The organism is Enterobacter sp. HK169 (assembly GCF_001719105.1).
Lineage (GTDB): Bacteria > Pseudomonadota > Gammaproteobacteria > Enterobacterales > Enterobacteriaceae > Enterobacter > Enterobacter asburiae_B.
In genome coordinates this window covers 159,723-177,254 of record NZ_CP017087.1, presented here as the reverse complement: position 1 = coordinate 177,254, position 17,532 = coordinate 159,723, and the positions used below count along the sequence as shown (strand labels likewise).

General features: G+C 52.8%; 18 protein-coding genes. 11 read left to right on the top strand and 7 right to left on the bottom strand.

Annotated elements, in window-relative coordinates; all coding sequences use genetic code 11:
• Positions 1-12: 12 nt before the first annotated feature.
• A complete protein-coding gene (locus tag EnteroDNA1_RS00930) occupies positions 13-267 on the bottom strand; it encodes a putative hemolysin (RefSeq protein WP_069302658.1) in 255 nt (84 codons plus the stop codon).
• Between the two features lie 310 nt (positions 268-577).
• Between EnteroDNA1_RS00930 and EnteroDNA1_RS00925 the strand changes: the two genes are divergently transcribed.
• Together EnteroDNA1_RS00925 and EnteroDNA1_RS22245 are read left to right on the top strand one after the other, a co-directional pair.
• Positions 578-1,606 carry a sensor domain-containing diguanylate cyclase gene (locus EnteroDNA1_RS00925; RefSeq protein WP_047061889.1) on the top strand — a complete coding sequence of 343 codons (1,029 nt, stop codon included), beginning with the start codon at positions 578-580 and terminating at the stop codon, positions 1,604-1,606.
• A gap of 45 nt (positions 1,607-1,651) precedes the next feature.
• Entirely contained in the window at positions 1,652-1,750 is a 99-nt protein-coding gene (locus EnteroDNA1_RS22245; protein WP_029739841.1) for a YoaK family small membrane protein, read from the top strand.
• 130 nt (positions 1,751-1,880) lie between these two features.
• On the opposite strand, the gene EnteroDNA1_RS00920 is transcribed toward EnteroDNA1_RS22245, so the two are convergent.
• From EnteroDNA1_RS00920 to EnteroDNA1_RS00910, 3 genes are all read right to left on the bottom strand, one after another.
• The gene (locus tag EnteroDNA1_RS00920; RefSeq protein WP_069302657.1) at positions 1,881-2,129 is read right to left on the bottom strand and encodes a GlsB/YeaQ/YmgE family stress response membrane protein; all 249 of its coding nucleotides are present in this window, start codon (positions 2,127-2,129) and stop codon (positions 1,881-1,883) included.
• A 285-nt stretch (positions 2,130-2,414) separates the two neighbouring features.
• Positions 2,415-3,899, bottom strand: a complete 1,485-nt coding sequence (locus EnteroDNA1_RS00915) for a sensor domain-containing diguanylate cyclase (RefSeq protein WP_407057509.1) — start codon at positions 3,897-3,899, stop codon at positions 2,415-2,417.
• A 113-nt stretch (positions 3,900-4,012) separates the two neighbouring features.
• Complete coding sequence (locus EnteroDNA1_RS00910; RefSeq protein WP_083239567.1) at positions 4,013-5,533, bottom strand: EAL domain-containing protein; 1,521 nt, start codon at positions 5,531-5,533, stop codon at positions 4,013-4,015.
• A 235-nt stretch (positions 5,534-5,768) separates the two neighbouring features.
• Between EnteroDNA1_RS00910 and EnteroDNA1_RS00905 the strand changes: the two genes are divergently transcribed.
• Positions 5,769-7,268, top strand: a complete 1,500-nt coding sequence (locus tag EnteroDNA1_RS00905) for an EAL domain-containing protein (protein ID WP_069302656.1) — start codon at positions 5,769-5,771, stop codon at positions 7,266-7,268.
• Between the two features lie 290 nt (positions 7,269-7,558).
• On the opposite strand, the gene EnteroDNA1_RS00900 is transcribed toward EnteroDNA1_RS00905, so the two are convergent.
• The 3 genes from EnteroDNA1_RS00900 to icd all read right to left on the bottom strand — a co-directional run bounded on the left by EnteroDNA1_RS00900 (position 7,559) and on the right by icd (position 9,554).
• The gene (locus EnteroDNA1_RS00900) at positions 7,559-7,804 is read right to left on the bottom strand and encodes a YmjA family protein (protein ID WP_069302655.1); all 246 of its coding nucleotides are present in this window, start codon (positions 7,802-7,804) and stop codon (positions 7,559-7,561) included.
• Between the two features lie 74 nt (positions 7,805-7,878).
• Complete coding sequence (locus tag EnteroDNA1_RS00895; RefSeq protein ID WP_047061595.1) at positions 7,879-8,226, bottom strand: DUF1304 domain-containing protein; 348 nt, start codon at positions 8,224-8,226, stop codon at positions 7,879-7,881.
• A 77-nt stretch (positions 8,227-8,303) separates the two neighbouring features.
• Positions 8,304-9,554, bottom strand: coding sequence for an NADP-dependent isocitrate dehydrogenase (gene icd, locus EnteroDNA1_RS00890; RefSeq protein ID WP_032657958.1), 1,251 nt, complete (start codon positions 9,552-9,554; stop codon positions 8,304-8,306).
• A 117-nt stretch (positions 9,555-9,671) separates the two neighbouring features.
• On the opposite strand from icd, the gene rluE reads away from it, so the two are divergent.
• The 8 genes from rluE to EnteroDNA1_RS00850 all read left to right on the top strand — a co-directional run bounded on the left by rluE (position 9,672) and on the right by EnteroDNA1_RS00850 (position 17,479).
• Entirely contained in the window at positions 9,672-10,325 is a 654-nt protein-coding gene (gene rluE, locus EnteroDNA1_RS00885) for a 23S rRNA pseudouridine(2457) synthase RluE (RefSeq protein ID WP_069302654.1), read from the top strand.
• 9 nt (positions 10,326-10,334) lie between these two features.
• The gene (locus tag EnteroDNA1_RS00880; protein WP_058840814.1) at positions 10,335-10,808 is read left to right on the top strand and encodes an NUDIX hydrolase; all 474 of its coding nucleotides are present in this window, start codon (positions 10,335-10,337) and stop codon (positions 10,806-10,808) included.
• 40 nt (positions 10,809-10,848) lie between these two features.
• Positions 10,849-11,961 (top strand): tRNA 2-thiouridine(34) synthase MnmA, encoded by a 1,113-nt coding sequence (gene mnmA / locus EnteroDNA1_RS00875; RefSeq protein ID WP_069302653.1) that lies wholly within the window; start codon positions 10,849-10,851, stop codon positions 11,959-11,961.
• Between the two features lie 26 nt (positions 11,962-11,987).
• Positions 11,988-12,617, top strand: coding sequence for a high frequency lysogenization protein HflD (gene hflD / locus EnteroDNA1_RS00870; protein ID WP_047061594.1), 630 nt, complete (start codon positions 11,988-11,990; stop codon positions 12,615-12,617).
• A 19-nt stretch (positions 12,618-12,636) separates the two neighbouring features.
• Positions 12,637-14,007: an adenylosuccinate lyase gene (purB, locus tag EnteroDNA1_RS00865; protein WP_008500757.1), complete on the top strand. Its 1,371-nt coding sequence runs from the start codon at positions 12,637-12,639 to the stop codon at positions 14,005-14,007.
• Between the two features lie 123 nt (positions 14,008-14,130).
• Positions 14,131-14,802: a two-component system response regulator PhoP gene (gene phoP, locus EnteroDNA1_RS00860; protein ID WP_033146521.1), complete on the top strand. Its 672-nt coding sequence runs from the start codon at positions 14,131-14,133 to the stop codon at positions 14,800-14,802.
• On the top strand, positions 14,803-16,266 hold the full coding sequence (gene phoQ / locus EnteroDNA1_RS00855; RefSeq protein WP_033145232.1) for a two-component system sensor histidine kinase PhoQ: 1,464 nt from the start codon (positions 14,803-14,805) through the stop codon (positions 16,264-16,266).
• 91 nt (positions 16,267-16,357) lie between these two features.
• A complete protein-coding gene (locus EnteroDNA1_RS00850) occupies positions 16,358-17,479 on the top strand; it encodes a ribosomal protein uL16 3-hydroxylase (RefSeq protein ID WP_023311180.1) in 1,122 nt (373 codons plus the stop codon).
• Positions 17,480-17,532: the final 53 nt, after the last annotated feature.

Sequence of the window (17,532 nt, the reverse complement as noted above, 5' to 3'; positions counted from 1 at the left end):
AATATACGTCTGTCACCTGGTGGGTTGCGGACGATCGCGACGGTAGAGCGTCCATTCATCAATCACTTCGCCGCCCGGTAGTTTGCACTCCGTGCGTACGCCCTGCGGGCTTTGAACCGGGATCTGTTCCCCACCTTTCTCCAGGCAGTACACGGAGGCCGGGTTCGCCATACCGATAGCGTGAGGCGGTTTCGGGGCATCGGGTGGAGTTGTTTTTGCGGTGCAGGCCACCAGGGGAAGCGCCAGCGCCAGAAGCAGAAATCTCATCTCATTGATCCTTGTGACATCATGACAGTCTAAGGGTAACGGGTCATCGCCCCTTTCTCCATGATTTCTCCATTTTAACTGCACTTTTCAACACTATAGTGTGGCATGTTCTCGATATGACCAGAGAACATCATTCCGTAATCAAGATGTCTTTGCCCCGGTCTCAACAACGGGGCCTTTTTTTCTCTGCTGCTGCCCCCTCCCTGCATATATTAAATTTTCTATATTCATGTTTTACTATGCCTGAAGTCTAAAAACTCAGCATAACATGCAGATGCAGACGTCTTCTGCCTGGGAGTCATTCTACGTCATGTCGGATATTATCCTTGCCCGTGTTTCAGAAACCCTCGCCACTGAACAATCCCTTGAAGGTCTCGTTCGCCAGCTGCTGGAGATGCTGGAGATCGTGACTGACATGGAGTCGACTTACCTCACCAAGGTAGATATCGAAGCCCGACTGCAGCATATCCTCTACGCCCGCAACAGCAAGCAGATGACAATTCCTGAGGGGCTGAGCGTCCCATGGGATGAAACACTGTGCAAGCGCGCGCTGGATAGCGACACCGTATTCAGCAACGACGTTCCCGAACGCTGGCCGGAGTGCGAGGCGGCGAAAGCGCTCGGCATTACGACCTACATGAGTATTCCTGTCCATCTTGCGGATGGTTCACTCTACGGAACGCTTTGTGCCACCAGCACGGCCAGAAAGCCGCTTAGCGAGCGCGGTGAACAGGTTCTGAAGTTATTCGCCGGTCTGATTGCCCAGTCCATTCAGAAAGAGTCGCTGGTAACCCAGCTTCGCGAAGCCAACGCGGCCCTCATCGCGCACTCTTACACGGATGCCCTTACCGGTTTACCCAACCGTCGCGCCATTTTTGAAGATCTGACCACGCTGTTTTCGCTGGCGCGGCACCTTAAACGTAACACCGTCATCGCGTTCATCGATCTCGATGATTTCAAGCTGATTAACGATCGCTACGGCCACGAGGCTGGCGACCAGTTCCTGATTGAAGTGGGCAAGCGTCTGACGGAAGAAAAACAGCAGGACGATATCATTGGCAGGCTGGGCGGCGATGAGTTTCTGGTGGCGTCGTTGAGCACATCCCACAGCGAAGGAGATAACGCGCAGGTCACGCTGCTCAAAACGCGCCTCAGCGCCTGTATTGCCGGTGAATACTGGCTGGGTAGCGTCAACCTCATTTACCCCGGAGCCAGCGTCGGCGTTATCGAAGTGGACCCTCAGATAACCGATCCGGACAGCGCATTACGCGACGCAGATGTCGCGATGTATCAGGATAAGAAAGGAAAAAGCAAAACACGCTTTCTCACTATCGATTAACCCCGTACACTCTACGGCGTTACAAAAACCGAAACAGGTGATGATATGAGAATAGGGATCCTCTTCCCGGTCGTTATTTTTATAACGGCGGTGATTTTTTTAGCATGGTTTTTTGTCGGTGGTTACGCGGCGCCTGGGGCATAAATGAGAAAAACGACCCTCGTTATGCTGATCGTTGCCATCGCGGCGTTTGCCGGCACGCAGCTTGGCTGGTGGTAAACGCCACTACGTAAAAAGGCCGCCATCTGGCAGCCTTTTTTCACGCTTGTAAGCCTTAGCTTTTGATTTTTCTGTAGAAAAACAGAACAACCAGCGCACCGATGACCGCGACGGCAAAGCTGCCGAAGTTAAAGCCATCGACTTTGCCAAAACCGAACAGCGTACTGATCCAGCCGCCGACTACCGCGCCGATAATACCCAGTATTACGGTGACGATAAACCCACCGCCATCTTTGCCCGGCATGATCCACTTCGCCAGAATACCCGCAATAAGCCCAAAGATAATCCAGGATAAAATTCCCATAACTTTCCTCTCTGTATGGTTTTTGTCATTAAATCAACGACACAAAAAAGAATAGCACAGGATTTCAGAAAGGAAATTTGTGATAGGCATCACAATGAGAGAGTGCGCAATTATTCATCAACAAAAAGGTCCAGCCGCATAAACTGTGGGGTTGCATCTTTTGTTGAGAAAGATTATCTTTCTCAACACTGAATAGTTGAGCGTAACACTCAGGTATTTAGTACGACATTGCTCACATTGCTTCCAGTATTTCTTGCCCACTCCTGAGTGGGCTTTTTTTTCTGTTCATACCCCAACAAACGCGTACCGGTTACGTCCTGCGCGTTTTGCCTGGTAGAGCGCCTGGTCAGCGGCAATAATGATATTCTGCTGGCTGCCCGCGATGTCGACCGCACGCGCGGTAGAAATCCCGACGCTTACCGTCACCCGCCCGAAGGGGCTAAAATCATGCGCGATTTGAAGGGAGAACACGTTGCGAATAATCGTCTGCGCCAGTCGAAGCGCCTCCTGGATATCCGTATCAGGCAATATCAGCGCAAACTCCTCTCCGCCATAGCGCGCCACAATCTGATTATCACGGGTAAGGCTCTCCCGGAGACTGTTTCCCAGCAGCGTCAGACACCGGTCCCCTTCCGGATGGCCGTAGTTATCGTTGTATTTTTTGAAGTAGTCCACGTCCACAATCAGTATCGAAATTGCTGCGTCATGCGCGGCACAAGTCGCGATTTCCGAGAGGATTCTTTCATCAAAAATGCGACGGTTGTACAGCCCGGTCAACGCATCCTCGGAAGCGATAATCTTCAGCGCCTTATTATCTCTGGTTTTTCTGGATAAGTCGGAATACAGGAAGTATGACGCGACGATAAGTATCGCAGTGAAAACGAAAATGAGCAGCGCCAGCTGAATAGCCTGCTTGCGCCACGGAGCGAGGGCTTCATCAATGCTGACGGCCACGGTGGTCACCAGCCCGTAGCGTCGGTTTTTCTCATAGGCGTAAATGCGTTCGATTTTATCAAACCGCGAAACGGAACTGGCTATCCCGGTATTTTGTACCTTTAGGTATTTCCTGAAGAGGGGTGAATCAGAAAAAATCGTGCCGACGTAGGTATTTTTAAAGGGGTGACGGACCAGCAGCACGCCGGATTGTGTCGTTAAGCCAATGACGCCCAGGTGACCAATATTAATCTTCCCGTAAAGCGCGAGAAAATTCTCGATACCCAGCGTCACCACCACGACACCGTTAAATGCCCCGGTGTGGGTTTCAAGGCGACGACTAATGGTAATGACCCATTTGCCATTGGTTCTGCTGACCACGGGCTCACCAATAAAAATCTGCTGATTTTTATTTTCCTTGTGATAGATAAAAAATGACCTGTCCGATCCTTTGCGTGGGCCTGTAAAAGTTTCGTGCAACGCGGTAAAGATATCGCCCTGAGCGTCGTAAACAACCACATTATTAATCTGGGTAAGAAGATTATCCTGATTATTTATCATCCGCTGAATATTGGTCGCCTGTTGCGGCGTCATGCCATAAATTTCGATTATGTCGGAAACGGTAGTAATTAACATTTCGCTTTGGCGCATGATCCCCTCGGTGTAGACATCAAGGGTATGGCTCAGGTTAGCAACGCTGGTATTAATTTGCTGAATTGACTGCTGTCTGGACGTGGCAATTTGGACGGCAAGCGACAGCGAGATGATCAATGAGACAATGATGACGGTAATGGTTGTTGTGTAAAAAGTATTTTTCACATGCACGAGCTTTTCCACCTTATCACGCCTGACATCCCTGGCTGACAACTCTTGTCACTGTAACAAAGCTCGGGATAAGAGGAAAATGAATTGCACTTAAGCATACAACAGAAGCTCGTCTTTATTTCGTTTTACAAACTAACAGTCTCCCTGGGTTTAGATAAAATGACTTTAATAAAATCGATATAGGAGACGGGCTTACCAAAATAATATCCCTGTAACAGGGTTATCTCATTACGGTTGAGATACTCCAGTTGCTCTTTTGTTTCTACGCCTTCAGCGACAATGCGCAATGAGAGTTTTTTCGCCAGGTCAATGACGCAGTCCAGCAAGATGGTTGAGTCCTTTTCCTCTGAAACCCGGTTCACAAAGCTTTTATCAATTTTAATATAATCAATGGCAAGCGCATTAAGGCATGACAGCCCGGAATAACCCGTACCAAAATCATCCAGGGCAATAACAAAGCCGGCGTTATGCAGCATGTTAAGGTTCTCCACGAGGTGAGGATTATCGACCAGCGGTTCACGCTCGGTCACCTCGAGAACCAGTTTGACCTCTTTACCCTGAAACCCGTTCCCGAAAACGCGACAGTCACCGATAAATGAAGGCGCATTAATATGCCTGGCGCTGATGTTCACCCCAATATGAAACCCGTCCGGTAGCTTAGGCAAAAGCGGCTTAAGCTGGGTCACCACTTTCGCCATCAATCCTTTGGTCAGCGGAATAATCAACCCGCTACGTTCAGCAATCGGAATAAAGACATCCGGCGGGATAAAGCCTGACTTTGGATGCTTCCATCTTGCCAGGACCTCAACGCCGTACAGCCCGCCGGTATCGCCGTTCACGATCGGCTGGTAATAAGGCTCGATCTCCCCCTGCAAAATGGCCTTACGTAAGTCGTCTTCAAATGAGGTGCTTTTCCCCTTGTATCGGCGGATCAAAATACCCACCGCCACCGATAGCGCGAGAATAAGCAGTATCAGGCTCCATCCCTGTTGCAAAAGCCGCGTCAGGCTGAAAAAGGCAGGAGGTTGCCAGGCAAGGCTAAAGGGAAATTGCGTTGATGCCATAAGCGCCCCCGTCCAGGAGGCCGCTTTCCAGCCCCTCACATCGCCGTTGCGAACAAGCATGCTTTCGCCGACAACCAGCCCCAGATCCACGCTGTTCGATGCGCTTGCAATGACGTCCTGCAAATGCGCGTCACTGATGCTGACAATGACGCGCCCTCCCGCGATGGGCATCTGGAAGATAAGCACCGGAATGCCGTTCACCAGTCGATTGCCGGGTAACAGCATCAATTTTTCGGCAGGTAACGTCTCAGGATGAATAATCAACACGCCATTCCCGGGAAGGGAAGTACAGATGATTTTACCCTGCAACTCGATCATGATGGCGCGCAGATGCGGTTTTAGCGCTGCCTCTGTCCCCAGCGCCAGCTGTCCGCTACTGGTACACCCTTGAGCCGCAACGCGCTTTGCCGTGCTGGCCGCACTGACTGCTTCAGCCAGAATGTTTTCTATTTTTTGGGTGCTCGCCGTGGCGGTATGACTATTACTCAGCTTCGCCATCTGCCATAGCTGCCAGTTAATAATCAAAATGCCGCTCAGAAAAAGAAACAGAGCGCTAAGAATAGGGATCATCACGTTGCGCACGATGTTTTCCTTAATAGAAAAAACAAGCATGGATGTTCTGGTAGAAGAGCCTGTGCTAACCCGGTATTGCTTATAACAATGAAAATAGCTTAGCTGAGAATTGTCTTAAAAAACTGATACTTTCGTATGAGTTCACCTGCCGGCATTTACTCACATGACGTGACTATCAGGCTTGTTCCTTGCCCTGGCTGTGTTAAGATTTGTGAAATCAGGGAGCGGACTGGATAACTGGAAAATGAAAAAGCTCATTGCCGTTGCTATTGTTTCAACGCTTCTGGTCTTCCTGTCTCTTTACGCGGTCAATGCTGTAATCATTGGTCAGCAGAAGAGCAAACAGCGTGAAATATCCCGTACCCTTTTACATTATTCAGAAGACGTGTCCCAAAGCGTGGCGCTGGGTCTCAAAAGCATCACGACGCAGGGATGCGATAAAACCAGCCTCGATCGCTACAGACAAATTAAGCTTAATAATCTTTATTTTGCCGATATCGGCTTTATTGAGAAGGGAAAAATAGTCTGTACCGCTTTTTGGGGGAAACTCGCGACGCCCGTTGCACTTCCTGCAGAACTGCATAAAACGCCGAGGGGCTTTCTCCTGGCCCAGTTTTCGAGAAAAGACTTTTTCACGGGCAATGCGGCAATTTATAATAATATTATTATCTTCACCTCCCGCTATGCTTACGATAAATTCACCCCGGTTACCGCAAGCTATTCGCTCAGTGCTACCACCAAAGACTTCGGCAGAGTCTTTTTTTCGGCCGCCACGGAGCTAAATCAGCAGAGCTGGCTGCATTCGACGTTGTTTACCCTGACCCTGACACAGTGCAGCGCCTTCTGGGACCTGTGCGTCATCGTGAAGCATCACGACGCCGGGCTCGCCTCGTTGCCTCCGTTTATCTTTGCGCTTCTCGCGGTCATTCTCTGTTTTATCTGGATTGCGATAACGTTATTTATCTTCCGTATCTATGAAGACCGTTTTTCTCTGGAACGTACGCTGATAAAAGCCGTCCTCACGAATACCATCAGTGTTAACTATCAGCCCATTATTCGCATTCACGATCAAAAAATCGTGGGTGTAGAAGTTCTGTCGAGATGGCGTGACCAAAAGCACGGGGACGTCTCTCCGGAGCTGTTTATCCCATTAATTAAGAAGATCGGTCTGTATAAAAAATATTACAGTAACATTATCGAAAAATCCCTTTCCGAAATTGCCCCTCTGGCGATAAAACACCAGCTGATAGTCTCAATAAACGTTGGGCACAAGGAAATTGAAGATGGACAGTTCATTACCATTTTGCGTCGTGCGTGTTTTGCCAATCACCTTCCCCTTTCCCTGATGAAGGTCGAACTTTCTGAGAAAGCCGTTTCCACGGCAGATATCCTCGAGGGATTCTGTCAGGAGCTGAAATCGCTCGGCGTTAAAATATCAATAGATGATTTTGGCGTGCAAAACTCCAATCTCGCCCGCCTGTCGCTGCTTGAATATGATGAAATCAAAATTGATAAGTCGCTGGTGGACGGCATCAGCGAGCATTATAAGCAAAACATCTTTGCAATCTTCTGCGATGCCCTGGCAAGATTGAATAAAACGCTTGTTTTCGAGGGTGTGGAAAATGAAATTCAATATCGCTTTATTGCAAGCAGATATCCCGATGCGCTGATTCAGGGATGGTATTTTTCAAAAGCACTCACCCGGAGCGAGCTGGCGAAGCGACTCACCGGGGTCGCAACGTAATCCGAAGCCTTGCGCGTCCGTTTTTTTCCAGTCGGGCATTTCTATTTTTTACGCAAAAACATATAGTCGTCACATTCAGACGGTAGATTACCCTGAAGCACACTCATATTTTGGTTAAAAACGTGAAATTATCCTTACTATTCCCAGTGGTACTCTTTTGTCTGACCGTTATTTTCGCGCTGTTTATCGACGCCCCCGCGTCGCATATTCTGCGGAAAAAATGCATGTGGTCCGATAGCGTGATGCTGAGCTGTATCGCAAAGCATCAGCATAACGGCTTTTGAAGCAGACTATTCATTTCCCCACTGATTGAGGAAGTTCGCAATATCATCAACGCGACCCGCACGGATCCCGGCCTCAGTGGCCATCTCCTGCTGGGCTTCCTCGCTAATCTCCTCATTATTCGATAAACGGGTGAGCAGCAGCTGGAAATAATGTGCCAGCGTGTCGCGCTCTGACTCAGCGACCGGCTCTGCGGCTTCCGTCGCGTACTCATCGGCAATGTCATAATATTTCAGTGGGATATCGTTGTTCATAACAGTCTCGTCGCTAACCTGTAAGGGTAAAGCCATCAGTATATCGGACGCCTTATCTCAACCAAAGCATTGCTTCAGATGAGTAACGCAAGCAGCGCTGCGAGAGCGGGCGCGGCCTGTACATACAAAATTTTTCGGCTGGCGGTGGCTGCGCCAAAGAGTCCGGCGATCAGCACGCAGGCCAGGAAGAAGATGGCCACCTGAATCCCCTTTTCCCCGAGCCAGAGGCTCCAGAGCAGACCGGCCGCCAGAAAACCGTTATACAGCCCCTGATTCGCGGCCAGCACGCGGGTCTCGCGCGCAAAATCAGGACGCAGATTAAAGGCCTTGTGTCCTGTTTTGGTATTCCACAGGAACATTTCCAGCACAAGAATGTAGAGATGAATGAAAGCAACGACAGCGATAAGGACGGTGGCTAACATCGTGTTGTCTCCCGCAGGCAGAGGCAAAAAAAACGGGAACCCTCAGGCCCCCGCTCTTGTTTAACCCAGAATCTGGATTACATGTTCGCGATAATCGCGTCGCCAAACTCTGAGCATTTCAGCAGCTTAGCGCCTTCCATCAGACGTTCGAAATCGTAAGTTACGGTTTTCGCGTTGATCGCGCCTTCCATACCTTTAACGATCAGGTCTGCGGCTTCGAACCATTCCATATGACGCAACATCATCTCTGCGGACAGGATGATAGAGCCTGGGTTCACTTTGTCCTGGCCCGCGTATTTAGGTGCAGTACCGTGGGTCGCTTCGAACAGGGCGCACTCGTCACCGATGTTCGCGCCAGGGGCGATACCGATACCGCCAACCTGTGCTGCCAGGGCGTCAGAGATGTAGTCACCGTTCAGGTTCATACAGGCAATCACGTCGTATTCTGCAGGACGCAGCAGGATCTGCTGCAGGAACGCATCGGCGATCACATCTTTAATGATGATCTCTTTGCCGGTGTTCGGGTTCTTGATCTTCTGCCATGGGCCACCGTCGATCAGCTCACCGCCGAACTCTTCTTTCGCCAACTGGTAGCCCCAGTCTTTGAACGCGCCTTCGGTGAACTTCATGATGTTGCCTTTGTGAACCAGAGTCACAGAGTCACGGTCGTTGGTGATCGCGTATTCGATGGCCGCACGCACCAGACGTTTAGTACCGTCTTCAGAGCATGGCTTGATGCCGATACCGCAATGCTCAGGGAAGCGAATTTTCTTCACGCCCATCTCTTCGCGCAGGAATTTAATCACTTTTTCTGCGTCAGCAGAGTCCGCTTTCCATTCGATACCCGCGTAGATGTCTTCTGAGTTTTCGCGGAAGATAACCATATCGGTCAGTTCAGGGTGCTTAACCGGGCTTGGGGTGCCCTGATAGTAACGAACCGGACGCAGACACACGTACAGGTCCAGCTCCTGACGCAGTGCCACGTTCAGGGAACGGATACCGCCGCCAACTGGCGTCGTCAGTGGGCCTTTAATAGCAACGCGGTAGTCGCGGATCAGGTCCAGCGTTTCTGCTGGCAGCCAGACGTCCTGGCCATAAACTTGAGTAGATTTCTCACCGGTGTAAATTTCCATCCAGGAAATTTTACGCTCGCCTTTGTAGGCTTTCTCAACAGCGGCATCAACCACTTTCAGCATCGCCGGGGTAACGTCTACACCTATACCGTCACCTTCGATGAACGGGATAATCGGATTGTGAGGAACGTTAATCTTGCCGTTTTGCAGGGTGATCTTTTTACCTTCCGCCGGAACAACTACTTTGCTTTCCATTAACCTCTCCTTCGAGCGCTTCTGGTTGTTACTGATCTTATGTTAATAAATTGTAATGAGCCCTTCGATAGTACCTGATTGTCCTGCGCCATGAAAGGTCTTCGTTATTAGGCTATAATGCGGCAATTGATAACGCCTGAAAATACCATGAAGAAAACTTCTTTTACAAAACACCGGGTTGAGCGATTCAGCTCGCGACAAGCCGCCAGAAGACCGCAGGAAACCCAGCCGAAGCGGGTTATTTTGTTCAATAAACCCTACGATGTTTTGCCGCAGTTTACCGATGAAGCCGGGCGCAGCACGCTGAAGGACTACATTCCCGTTCAGGGCGTCTACGCGGCCGGGCGCCTGGACCGCGACAGCGAAGGCCTTCTGGTCTTAACCAACGACGGCGCGTTGCAGGCAAAGCTCACGCAGCCGGGCAAACGCACCGGCAAAATTTACTTCGTCCAGGTGGAAGGCGAGCCGGATGACGCGACGCTGGCAGCGCTACGCAGCGGCGTGACGTTGAACGACGGCCCAACCCTGCCCGCGGGTATTGAACGCGTGAATGAGCCGGAGTGGCTGTGGCCGCGCAACCCGCCGATTCGTGAACGTAAATCCATCCCGACAAGCTGGCTCAAAATCACCCTTTATGAAGGCCGCAACCGCCAGGTTCGCCGCATGACCGCACACGTCGGCTTCCCTACCCTGCGTCTCATTCGCTACGCCATGGGCAGCTACACCCTGGAAACGCTGGCAAACGGCGAATGGCGCGACGTCGCCCCTTAAGGAGTCACTATGTTTAAACCTCATGTCACGGTTGCCTGCGTGGTCCACGCCAGGGGTAAATTCCTTGTTGTTGAAGAGAGCATTAACGGCAAAGCGCTGTGGAACCAGCCTGCCGGACACCTTGAAGCCAATGAAACCCTGCTGCAGGCAGCAAAACGCGAGCTGTGGGAAGAGACCGGCATCCACGCTGAGCCCCAGCACTTCATCCGTATGCACCAGTGGATCGCGCCGGATCACACCCCGTTCCTGCGCTTTTTATTCTCCGTTGAGCTTAGCGAAACGTGCGCCACAGAGCCGCAGGATGACGATATCGATCGCTGTCTCTGGGTCACCGCCGACGAGATCCTGAACGCGCCAAACCTGCGCTCGCCGCTGGTTTCGGAAAGCATTCGCTGCTGGCAGTCTGCTGGCCGCTTACCGCTGGATGTCATCGGCGCATTTAACTGGCCGTTTACAGAGGGTGTCAATGGTGGGGGGGCGTGATAGAATACGCCGCCTTGAAGTTCAATGTCGTGAGTATTCCATGTCAGATAACAGCCAGAAAAAAGTGATCGTCGGCATGTCCGGCGGTGTCGATTCCTCCGTTTCCGCCTACCTGTTACAGCAACAGGGCTATAAGGTGGAGGGCCTGTTCATGAAGAACTGGGAGGAAGATGATGGCGAGGAATACTGCACCGCCGCTGCGGATCTCGCCGACGCGCAGGCCGTATGCGATAAGCTCGGCATTGAACTGCACACCGTTAACTTTGCCGCAGAATACTGGGACAACGTTTTTGAACTGTTCCTGGAAGAGTACAAAGCGGGCCGCACGCCGAACCCGGATATTCTGTGCAACAAAGAGATCAAATTTAAGGCCTTCCTGGAATTCGCCGCGGAAGATCTGGGCGCTGACTACATCGCGACCGGTCACTACGTGCGTCGCGCAGACGTGAATGGCAAAAGCCAGCTGCTGCGCGGTCTGGACGGCAACAAAGATCAAAGCTATTTCCTCTATACGCTGAGCCACGAGCAAATCGCCCAGAGCCTGTTCCCGGTCGGCGAGCAGGAAAAGCCGCAGGTGCGTAAAATCGCCGAAGAGCTGGACCTGATCACCGCGAAGAAAAAAGACTCTACCGGCATTTGCTTCATCGGCGAGCGCAAATTCCGCGATTTCCTGGGACGTTACCTGCCTGCTCAGCCGGGTAAAATTGTCACCGTCGACGGGGAAGAGATTGGCCAGCATCAGGGGCTGATGTACCACACGCTCGGTCAGCGTAAAGGCCTGGGTATTGGCGGGACCAAAGAAGGTAGCGAAGATCCATGGTATGTTGTCGACAAAGACGTCGAAAACAATATTCTGGTTGTTGCCCAGGGTCACGATCATCCGCGTCTGATGTCCGTTGGCCTTATCGCGCAGCAGCTTCACTGGGTCGATCGTGAGCCGCTGAAAGGCACGCTGCGCTGCACGGTGAAAACACGCTACCGTCAGACCGATATTCCTTGCACCATTACCGCGCTCGATGACGATCGCATTGACGTGCGTTTCGACGAGCCGGTCGCCGCCGTCACCCCGGGTCAGTCTGCTGTCTTCTACAGCGGCGAAATCTGTCTGGGCGGCGGGATCATTGAACAGCGCCTGCCGCTGCCTGCTGTTTAATACGATTCACACATAAAGGAGACCGTGTGGCGAAGAACTACTATGACATCACCCTGGCGCTGGCGGGAATTTGCCAGTCAGCCCGTCTGGTGCAACAGCTGGCGCATCAGGGTCATTGCGACGCAGATGCCCTGCACGTTTCACTGAACAGCGTTATCGATCTCAACCCCGGCTCGACCCTGGGCGTGTTCGGCGGCAGTGAAACTAATCTTCGTCTCGGTCTTGAAACCCTGCTCGGCGTGCTTAACGCCAGCAGCCGTCAGGGATTAAACGCGGAGCTGACCCGCTACACGCTGAGCCTGATGGTGCTGGAGCGTAAGTTGAGCGCTGCAAAAGGCGCAATGAATACCCTGGGCGATCGTATTGCCGGGCTGCAGCGCCAGCTCGATCATTTTGACCTGCAGTCCGACACGCTGCTGAGCGCTATGGCCGGCATTTATGTTGACGTCATCAGCCCGCTGGGCCCGCGTATTCAGGTCACCGGATCCCCTGCCGTGCTGCAAAGTCCGCAGGTACAGGCAAAAGTGCGCGCGTCCCTGCTGGCAGGTATCCGCGCCGCCGTGCTGTGGCACCAGGTGGGCGGTGGCCGCCTGCAGTTAATGTTTTCTCGTAATCGCCTGACCACTCAGGCAAAACAAATTCTTGCTCATTGTTAACCTCCCGGAGTTGCGAATTATGGAATTATCCTCACTGACCGCCGTATCCCCTGTCGATGGACGCTACGGCGATAAAGTCAGCGCGCTGCGCGGGATCTTCAGCGAATATGGTTTGCTGAAGTTCCGTGTTCAGGTTGAAGTACGCTGGCTGCAAAAGCTGGCCGCCCAGGCAGCAATCAAGGAAGTTCCTGCTTTTGACGAAAAGGCAAACGATTACCTTGATAAAATCGTTGCTGAGTTTAGCGAACAAGACGCCGCGCGCATTAAAACCATCGAACGCACCACCAACCACGACGTGAAAGCGGTTGAGTACTTCCTGAAAGAGAAAGTGGAAAGCGTCCCTGCGCTGCATGCCGTGTCTGAGTTCATTCACTTCGCCTGTACCTCTGAAGACATCAACAACCTCTCTCACGCGCTGATGCTCTCCACCGCGCGTAAAGAGGTGGTGCTGCCTTACTGGCGTAAAATCATCGACGCGGTAAAAGCGCTGTCCGTGGAATACCGCGACATTCCGCTGCTCTCCCGTACCCACGGCCAGCCGGCCACCCCATCCACGATGGGTAAAGAGATGGCGAACGTCGCGTACCGTATGGAGCGCCAGTACCGTCAGCTGGAGCAGGTTGAGATCCTCGGCAAAATCAACGGCGCGGTCGGTAACTATAACGCCCACATCGCCGCTTACCCGGAAGTGGACTGGCACCAGTTCAGCGAAGAGTTCGTGACCTCTCTGGGCATTCAGTGGAACCCGTACACCACGCAGATTGAGCCGCACGACTATATCGCCGAACTGTTTGACTGCATCGCGCGCTTCAACACCATCCTGATCGACTTCGATCGTGACGTGTGGGGCTACATCGCCCTGAACCACTTCAAGCAGAAAACCATCGCCGGTGAAATCGGCTCTTCCACCATGCCACACAAGGTAAACCCAATCGACTTCGAAAACTCCGAAGGCAACCTAGGCCTGGCAAACGCCGTGCTGCAGCATATGGCGAGCAAACTGCCGGTATCCCGCTGGCAGCGCGACCTGACCGACTCCACCGTACTGCGTAACCTGGGCGTGGGCATTGGCTACGCGCTGATCGCGTACCAGTCCACCCTGAAAGGCGTGAGCAAACTGGAAGTGAACCGCGACCGTCTGCTGGACGAGCTGGATCACAACTGGGAAGTGCTGGCGGAGCCAATCCAGACCGTGATGCGCCGTTACGGTATCGAAAAACCGTACGAGAAGCTGAAAGAGCTGACCCGCGGCAAACGCGTTGACGCCGAAGGCATGAAGCAGTTTATCGACGGTCTGGCGCTGCCGGAAGAAGAGAAAACGCGCCTGAAGGCGATGACCCCGGCGAACTACATTGGCCGCGCCATCACCATGGTCGACGAGCTGAAGTAACGCCCCTCTCCCCCTTTTCGCCCGAAAAGGGGGATGCTTTTCCCCGGTTTACTCAATGTTTATCCCCACAACAACATAATCAGCGTTAAACTATTCATACCAATTATTTAGGGAGAAGAGATGATGCGCGTACTGGTTGTTGAGGATAACGCATTGCTACGCCATCACCTGAAGGTTCAGCTTCAGGAGATGGGACATCAGGTGGACGATGCTGAAGATGCAAAAGAAGCCGATTATTATCTCAATGAACACCTGCCGGATATCGCCATTGTCGATTTAGGGTTGCCTGACGAAGACGGCCTGTCGTTAATTCGCCGTTGGCGCAGCCACGATGTCTCCCTGCCGGTTCTGGTTCTGACCGCCCGTGAAGGCTGGCAGGATAAGGTCGAAGTGCTCAGCGCGGGTGCAGACGATTACGTCACCAAGCCGTTTCATATTGAAGAGGTGGCGGCGCGCATGCAGGCGCTGTTACGCCGCAACAGCGGGCTGGCTTCACAGGTTATTTCCATCCCGCCATTCCAGGTCGATCTCTCCCGCCGGGAATTAGCGATCAATGAGGAAGTGATTAAGCTCACCGCCTTCGAATACACCATCATGGAAACGCTGATCCGTAACAATGGCAAAGTGGTGAGCAAAGATTCCTTAATGCTCCAGCTTTATCCTGATGCTGAACTGCGCGAGAGCCATACCATTGACGTGCTGATGGGACGTTTACGTAAGAAAATTCAGGCGCAGTATCCGCAGGATGTGATTACCACCGTCCGTGGCCAGGGCTACCTGTTCGAATTACGCTAAATGAGAGGGATTTTACGCCACATTCTGCCCCTCTCGCTGCGGGTTCGTTTCTTACTGGCAACAGCCGCCGTCGTGCTGGTGCTGTCGCTCTCCTACGGCATGGTCGCCCTGGTGGGCTACAGCGTCAGCTTTGATAAAACAACCTTTCGGCTGTTGCGCGGCGAAAGCAATCTGTTTTATACCCTGGCGAAGTGGGAAAACAACCGAATCACCGTCGAAATGCCGGAAAACCTCAACCAGCAGAGCCCAACGCTGGCCCTGATTTATAACGAAAAAGGTAAATTACTGTGGGCGCAGCGTGATATCCCCTGGCTGGTTAAAAGCATTCGTCCGGACTGGCTCAAAACCAACGGGTTTCATGAAATTGAAGCCGATCTCAACACCACCAGCTCGCTGATCCGTGAAGATCGCTCCCTGCAGCAAAAGCTGAACGAGATCCGCGCCGACAACGCCGAAACGGAGATGACGCACTCCGTCGCGATTAACCTCTATCCGGCGACGCTGAACATGCCGCAGCTGACCATTGTGGTGATCGACACCATTCCGGTCGAGCTGAAGCGTTCTTATATGGTCTGGAGCTGGTTCATCTACGTTCTGGCTGCGAATCTCCTGCTGGTGATCCCGCTGCTGTGGGTAGCGGCGTGGTGGAGCTTGCGCCCCATTGAATCACTGGCGAAAGAGGTTCGTGAGCTGGAAGAACATCATCGCGAGAAGCTGAACCCGGAAACCACCCGTGAGCTCACCAGCCTGGTGCGTAACCTCAACCGCCTGCTGAAAAGTGAACGCGAACGCTACGATAAATACCGTACCACCCTTACCGACCTGACCCACAGCCTGAAAACTCCGCTGGCCGTCATGCAAAGTACCCTGCGTTCAATGCGCAGTTCGAAGCTGAGCGTCGATGATGCCGAGCCGGTGATGCTGGAGCAGATCAGCCGTATTTCCCAGCAAATTGGCTATTACCTGCACCGCGCCAGCATGCGTTCCGGCAGCGCGCTTCTGAGCCGCGAGCTGCACCCGGTAGCCCCGCTTCTGGATAACCTCACGTCCGCCCTCAACAAGGTGTATCAGCGTAAAGGGGTGAACATCAGCCTCGATATCTCGCCAGAGATAAGCTTTGTGGGTGAAAAAAATGACTTCATGGAAGTGATGGGTAACCTACTGGATAACGCCTGCAAATACTGCCTGGAGTTCGTGGAAGTGTCAGCGCGTCAGACGGAAACCGAACTGCATATTATCGTTGAGGATGATGGCCCGGGGATCCCTCGAAATAAACGCGATGTGGTGTTCGATCGCGGTCAGCGCGCCGATACGCTACGTCCTGGCCAGGGCGTCGGATTAGCCGTCGCCCGTGAGATTGTCGACCAGTACGACGGGAAAATCGAAACCAGCGAAAGTCTGCTGGGCGGCGCCAGAATGGAGGTTATTTTTGGCCGCCAGCAGCCCACATTGAACGATAGTTAACCCGTTATGTGAAAAATGCGAGGATCTCGCAGCCGGGGGGCTGAGCTTCCGTTATAATCCGAGTCAGTAAGAGCCTGCGGAATAAAAAAATATGGATTATCACTTAACGCTTAACTGGCCCGAGTTTATTGAACGTTACTGGCAAAAACGCCCGGTGGTTCTGAAACGCGGATTCAGCAATTTTGTCGACCCTATCTCGCCTGACGAGCTGGCAGGTCTGGCCATGGAAAACGAAGTCGACAGCCGTCTGGTCAGCCACCAGGACGGGAAATGGCAGGTTAGCCACGGTCCTTTCGAAAGCTACGATCACCTCGGTGAAAACAACTGGTCGCTGCTGGTGCAGGCGGTCAACCACTGGCACGAGCCCACTGCCGCCTTAATGCGCCCGTTCCGCGCCCTGCCCGACTGGCGCATGGACGATCTGATGATCTCCTTCTCCGTGCCGGGCGGCGGCGTAGGTCCACATCTTGACCAGTACGACGTGTTCATCATTCAGGGTACGGGCCGCCGCCGCTGGCGCGTGGGCGAAAAAGTCCCGATGAAGCAGCACTGCCCGCATCCTGACCTGCTTCAGGTTGACCCGTTTGAAGGGATTATCGACGAAGAGCTGGAGCCGGGTGATATTCTCTACATTCCGCCGGGATTCCCTCACGAAGGCTACTCCCTGGAAAACTCACTCAACTACTCCGTGGGGTTCCGCGCGCCAAGCGGCCGCGAGATGATCAGCGGATTTGCCGACTATGTTCTGCAACGCGAGCTGGGCAGCTATCGTTACAGCGATCCTGATGTGCCTGCGCGCGAGCATCCGGCGGATATTCTGCCAGAAGAACTCGATAAGCTGCGCGGCATGATGCTGGATCTGATCAACGAGCCGGAGCACTTCAAACAGTGGTTTGGTGAGTTTATCAGCCAGTCTCGTCATGAGCTGGACGTTGCGCCGCCGGAGCCACCGTATCAGGCTGACGAGATTTATGATGCGCTTCAGCAGGGCGACAAGCTGACGCGTCTGGGCGGGTTGCGCGTGCTGCGCATTGGTGAAGAAGTGTTCGTTAACGGCGAGAAGCTGGACTCTCCGCACCGTCCGGCGCTGGAAGCCATTGCCAGCCATCTGGTGCTGACTGCCGACACCTTTGGCGATGCGCTGGAAGATCCTTCCTTCCTCGCGATGCTCGCCGCGCTGGTCAACAGCGGGTACTGGTTCTTTGAGGACTAAGTCGTGATATTTGCCGGGTGGCGGCTTCGCCTTACCCGGCCTACAAAAGCACG

What these genes read in the sequence shown, in the direction of transcription:
- EnteroDNA1_RS00930 (WP_069302658.1), bottom strand. Translation starts at nt 267, where the DNA reads ATGAGATTTCTGCTTCTGGCGCTGGCGCTTCCCCTGGTGGCCTGCACC.
- EnteroDNA1_RS00925 (WP_047061889.1), top strand. Translation starts at nt 578, where the DNA reads ATGTCGGATATTATCCTTGCCCGTGTTTCAGAAACCCTCGCCACTGAA.
- EnteroDNA1_RS22245 (WP_029739841.1), top strand. Translation starts at nt 1,652, where the DNA reads ATGAGAATAGGGATCCTCTTCCCGGTCGTTATTTTTATAACGGCGGTG.
- EnteroDNA1_RS00920 (WP_069302657.1), bottom strand. Translation starts at nt 2,129, where the DNA reads ATGGGAATTTTATCCTGGATTATCTTTGGGCTTATTGCGGGTATTCTG.
- EnteroDNA1_RS00905 (WP_069302656.1), top strand. Translation starts at nt 5,769, where the DNA reads ATGAAAAAGCTCATTGCCGTTGCTATTGTTTCAACGCTTCTGGTCTTC.
- EnteroDNA1_RS00900 (WP_069302655.1), bottom strand. Translation starts at nt 7,804, where the DNA reads ATGAACAACGATATCCCACTGAAATATTATGACATTGCCGATGAGTAC.
- EnteroDNA1_RS00895 (WP_047061595.1), bottom strand. Translation starts at nt 8,226, where the DNA reads ATGTTAGCCACCGTCCTTATCGCTGTCGTTGCTTTCATTCATCTCTAC.
- icd (WP_032657958.1), bottom strand. Translation starts at nt 9,554, where the DNA reads ATGGAAAGCAAAGTAGTTGTTCCGGCGGAAGGTAAAAAGATCACCCTG.
- rluE (WP_069302654.1), top strand. Translation starts at nt 9,672, where the DNA reads ATGCGGCAATTGATAACGCCTGAAAATACCATGAAGAAAACTTCTTTT.
- EnteroDNA1_RS00880 (WP_058840814.1), top strand. Translation starts at nt 10,335, where the DNA reads ATGTTTAAACCTCATGTCACGGTTGCCTGCGTGGTCCACGCCAGGGGT.
- mnmA (WP_069302653.1), top strand. Translation starts at nt 10,849, where the DNA reads ATGTCAGATAACAGCCAGAAAAAAGTGATCGTCGGCATGTCCGGCGGT.
- purB (WP_008500757.1), top strand. Translation starts at nt 12,637, where the DNA reads ATGGAATTATCCTCACTGACCGCCGTATCCCCTGTCGATGGACGCTAC.
- phoP (WP_033146521.1), top strand. Translation starts at nt 14,131, where the DNA reads ATGCGCGTACTGGTTGTTGAGGATAACGCATTGCTACGCCATCACCTG.
- phoQ (WP_033145232.1), top strand. Translation starts at nt 14,803, where the DNA reads ATGAGAGGGATTTTACGCCACATTCTGCCCCTCTCGCTGCGGGTTCGT.
- EnteroDNA1_RS00850 (WP_023311180.1), top strand. Translation starts at nt 16,358, where the DNA reads ATGGATTATCACTTAACGCTTAACTGGCCCGAGTTTATTGAACGTTAC.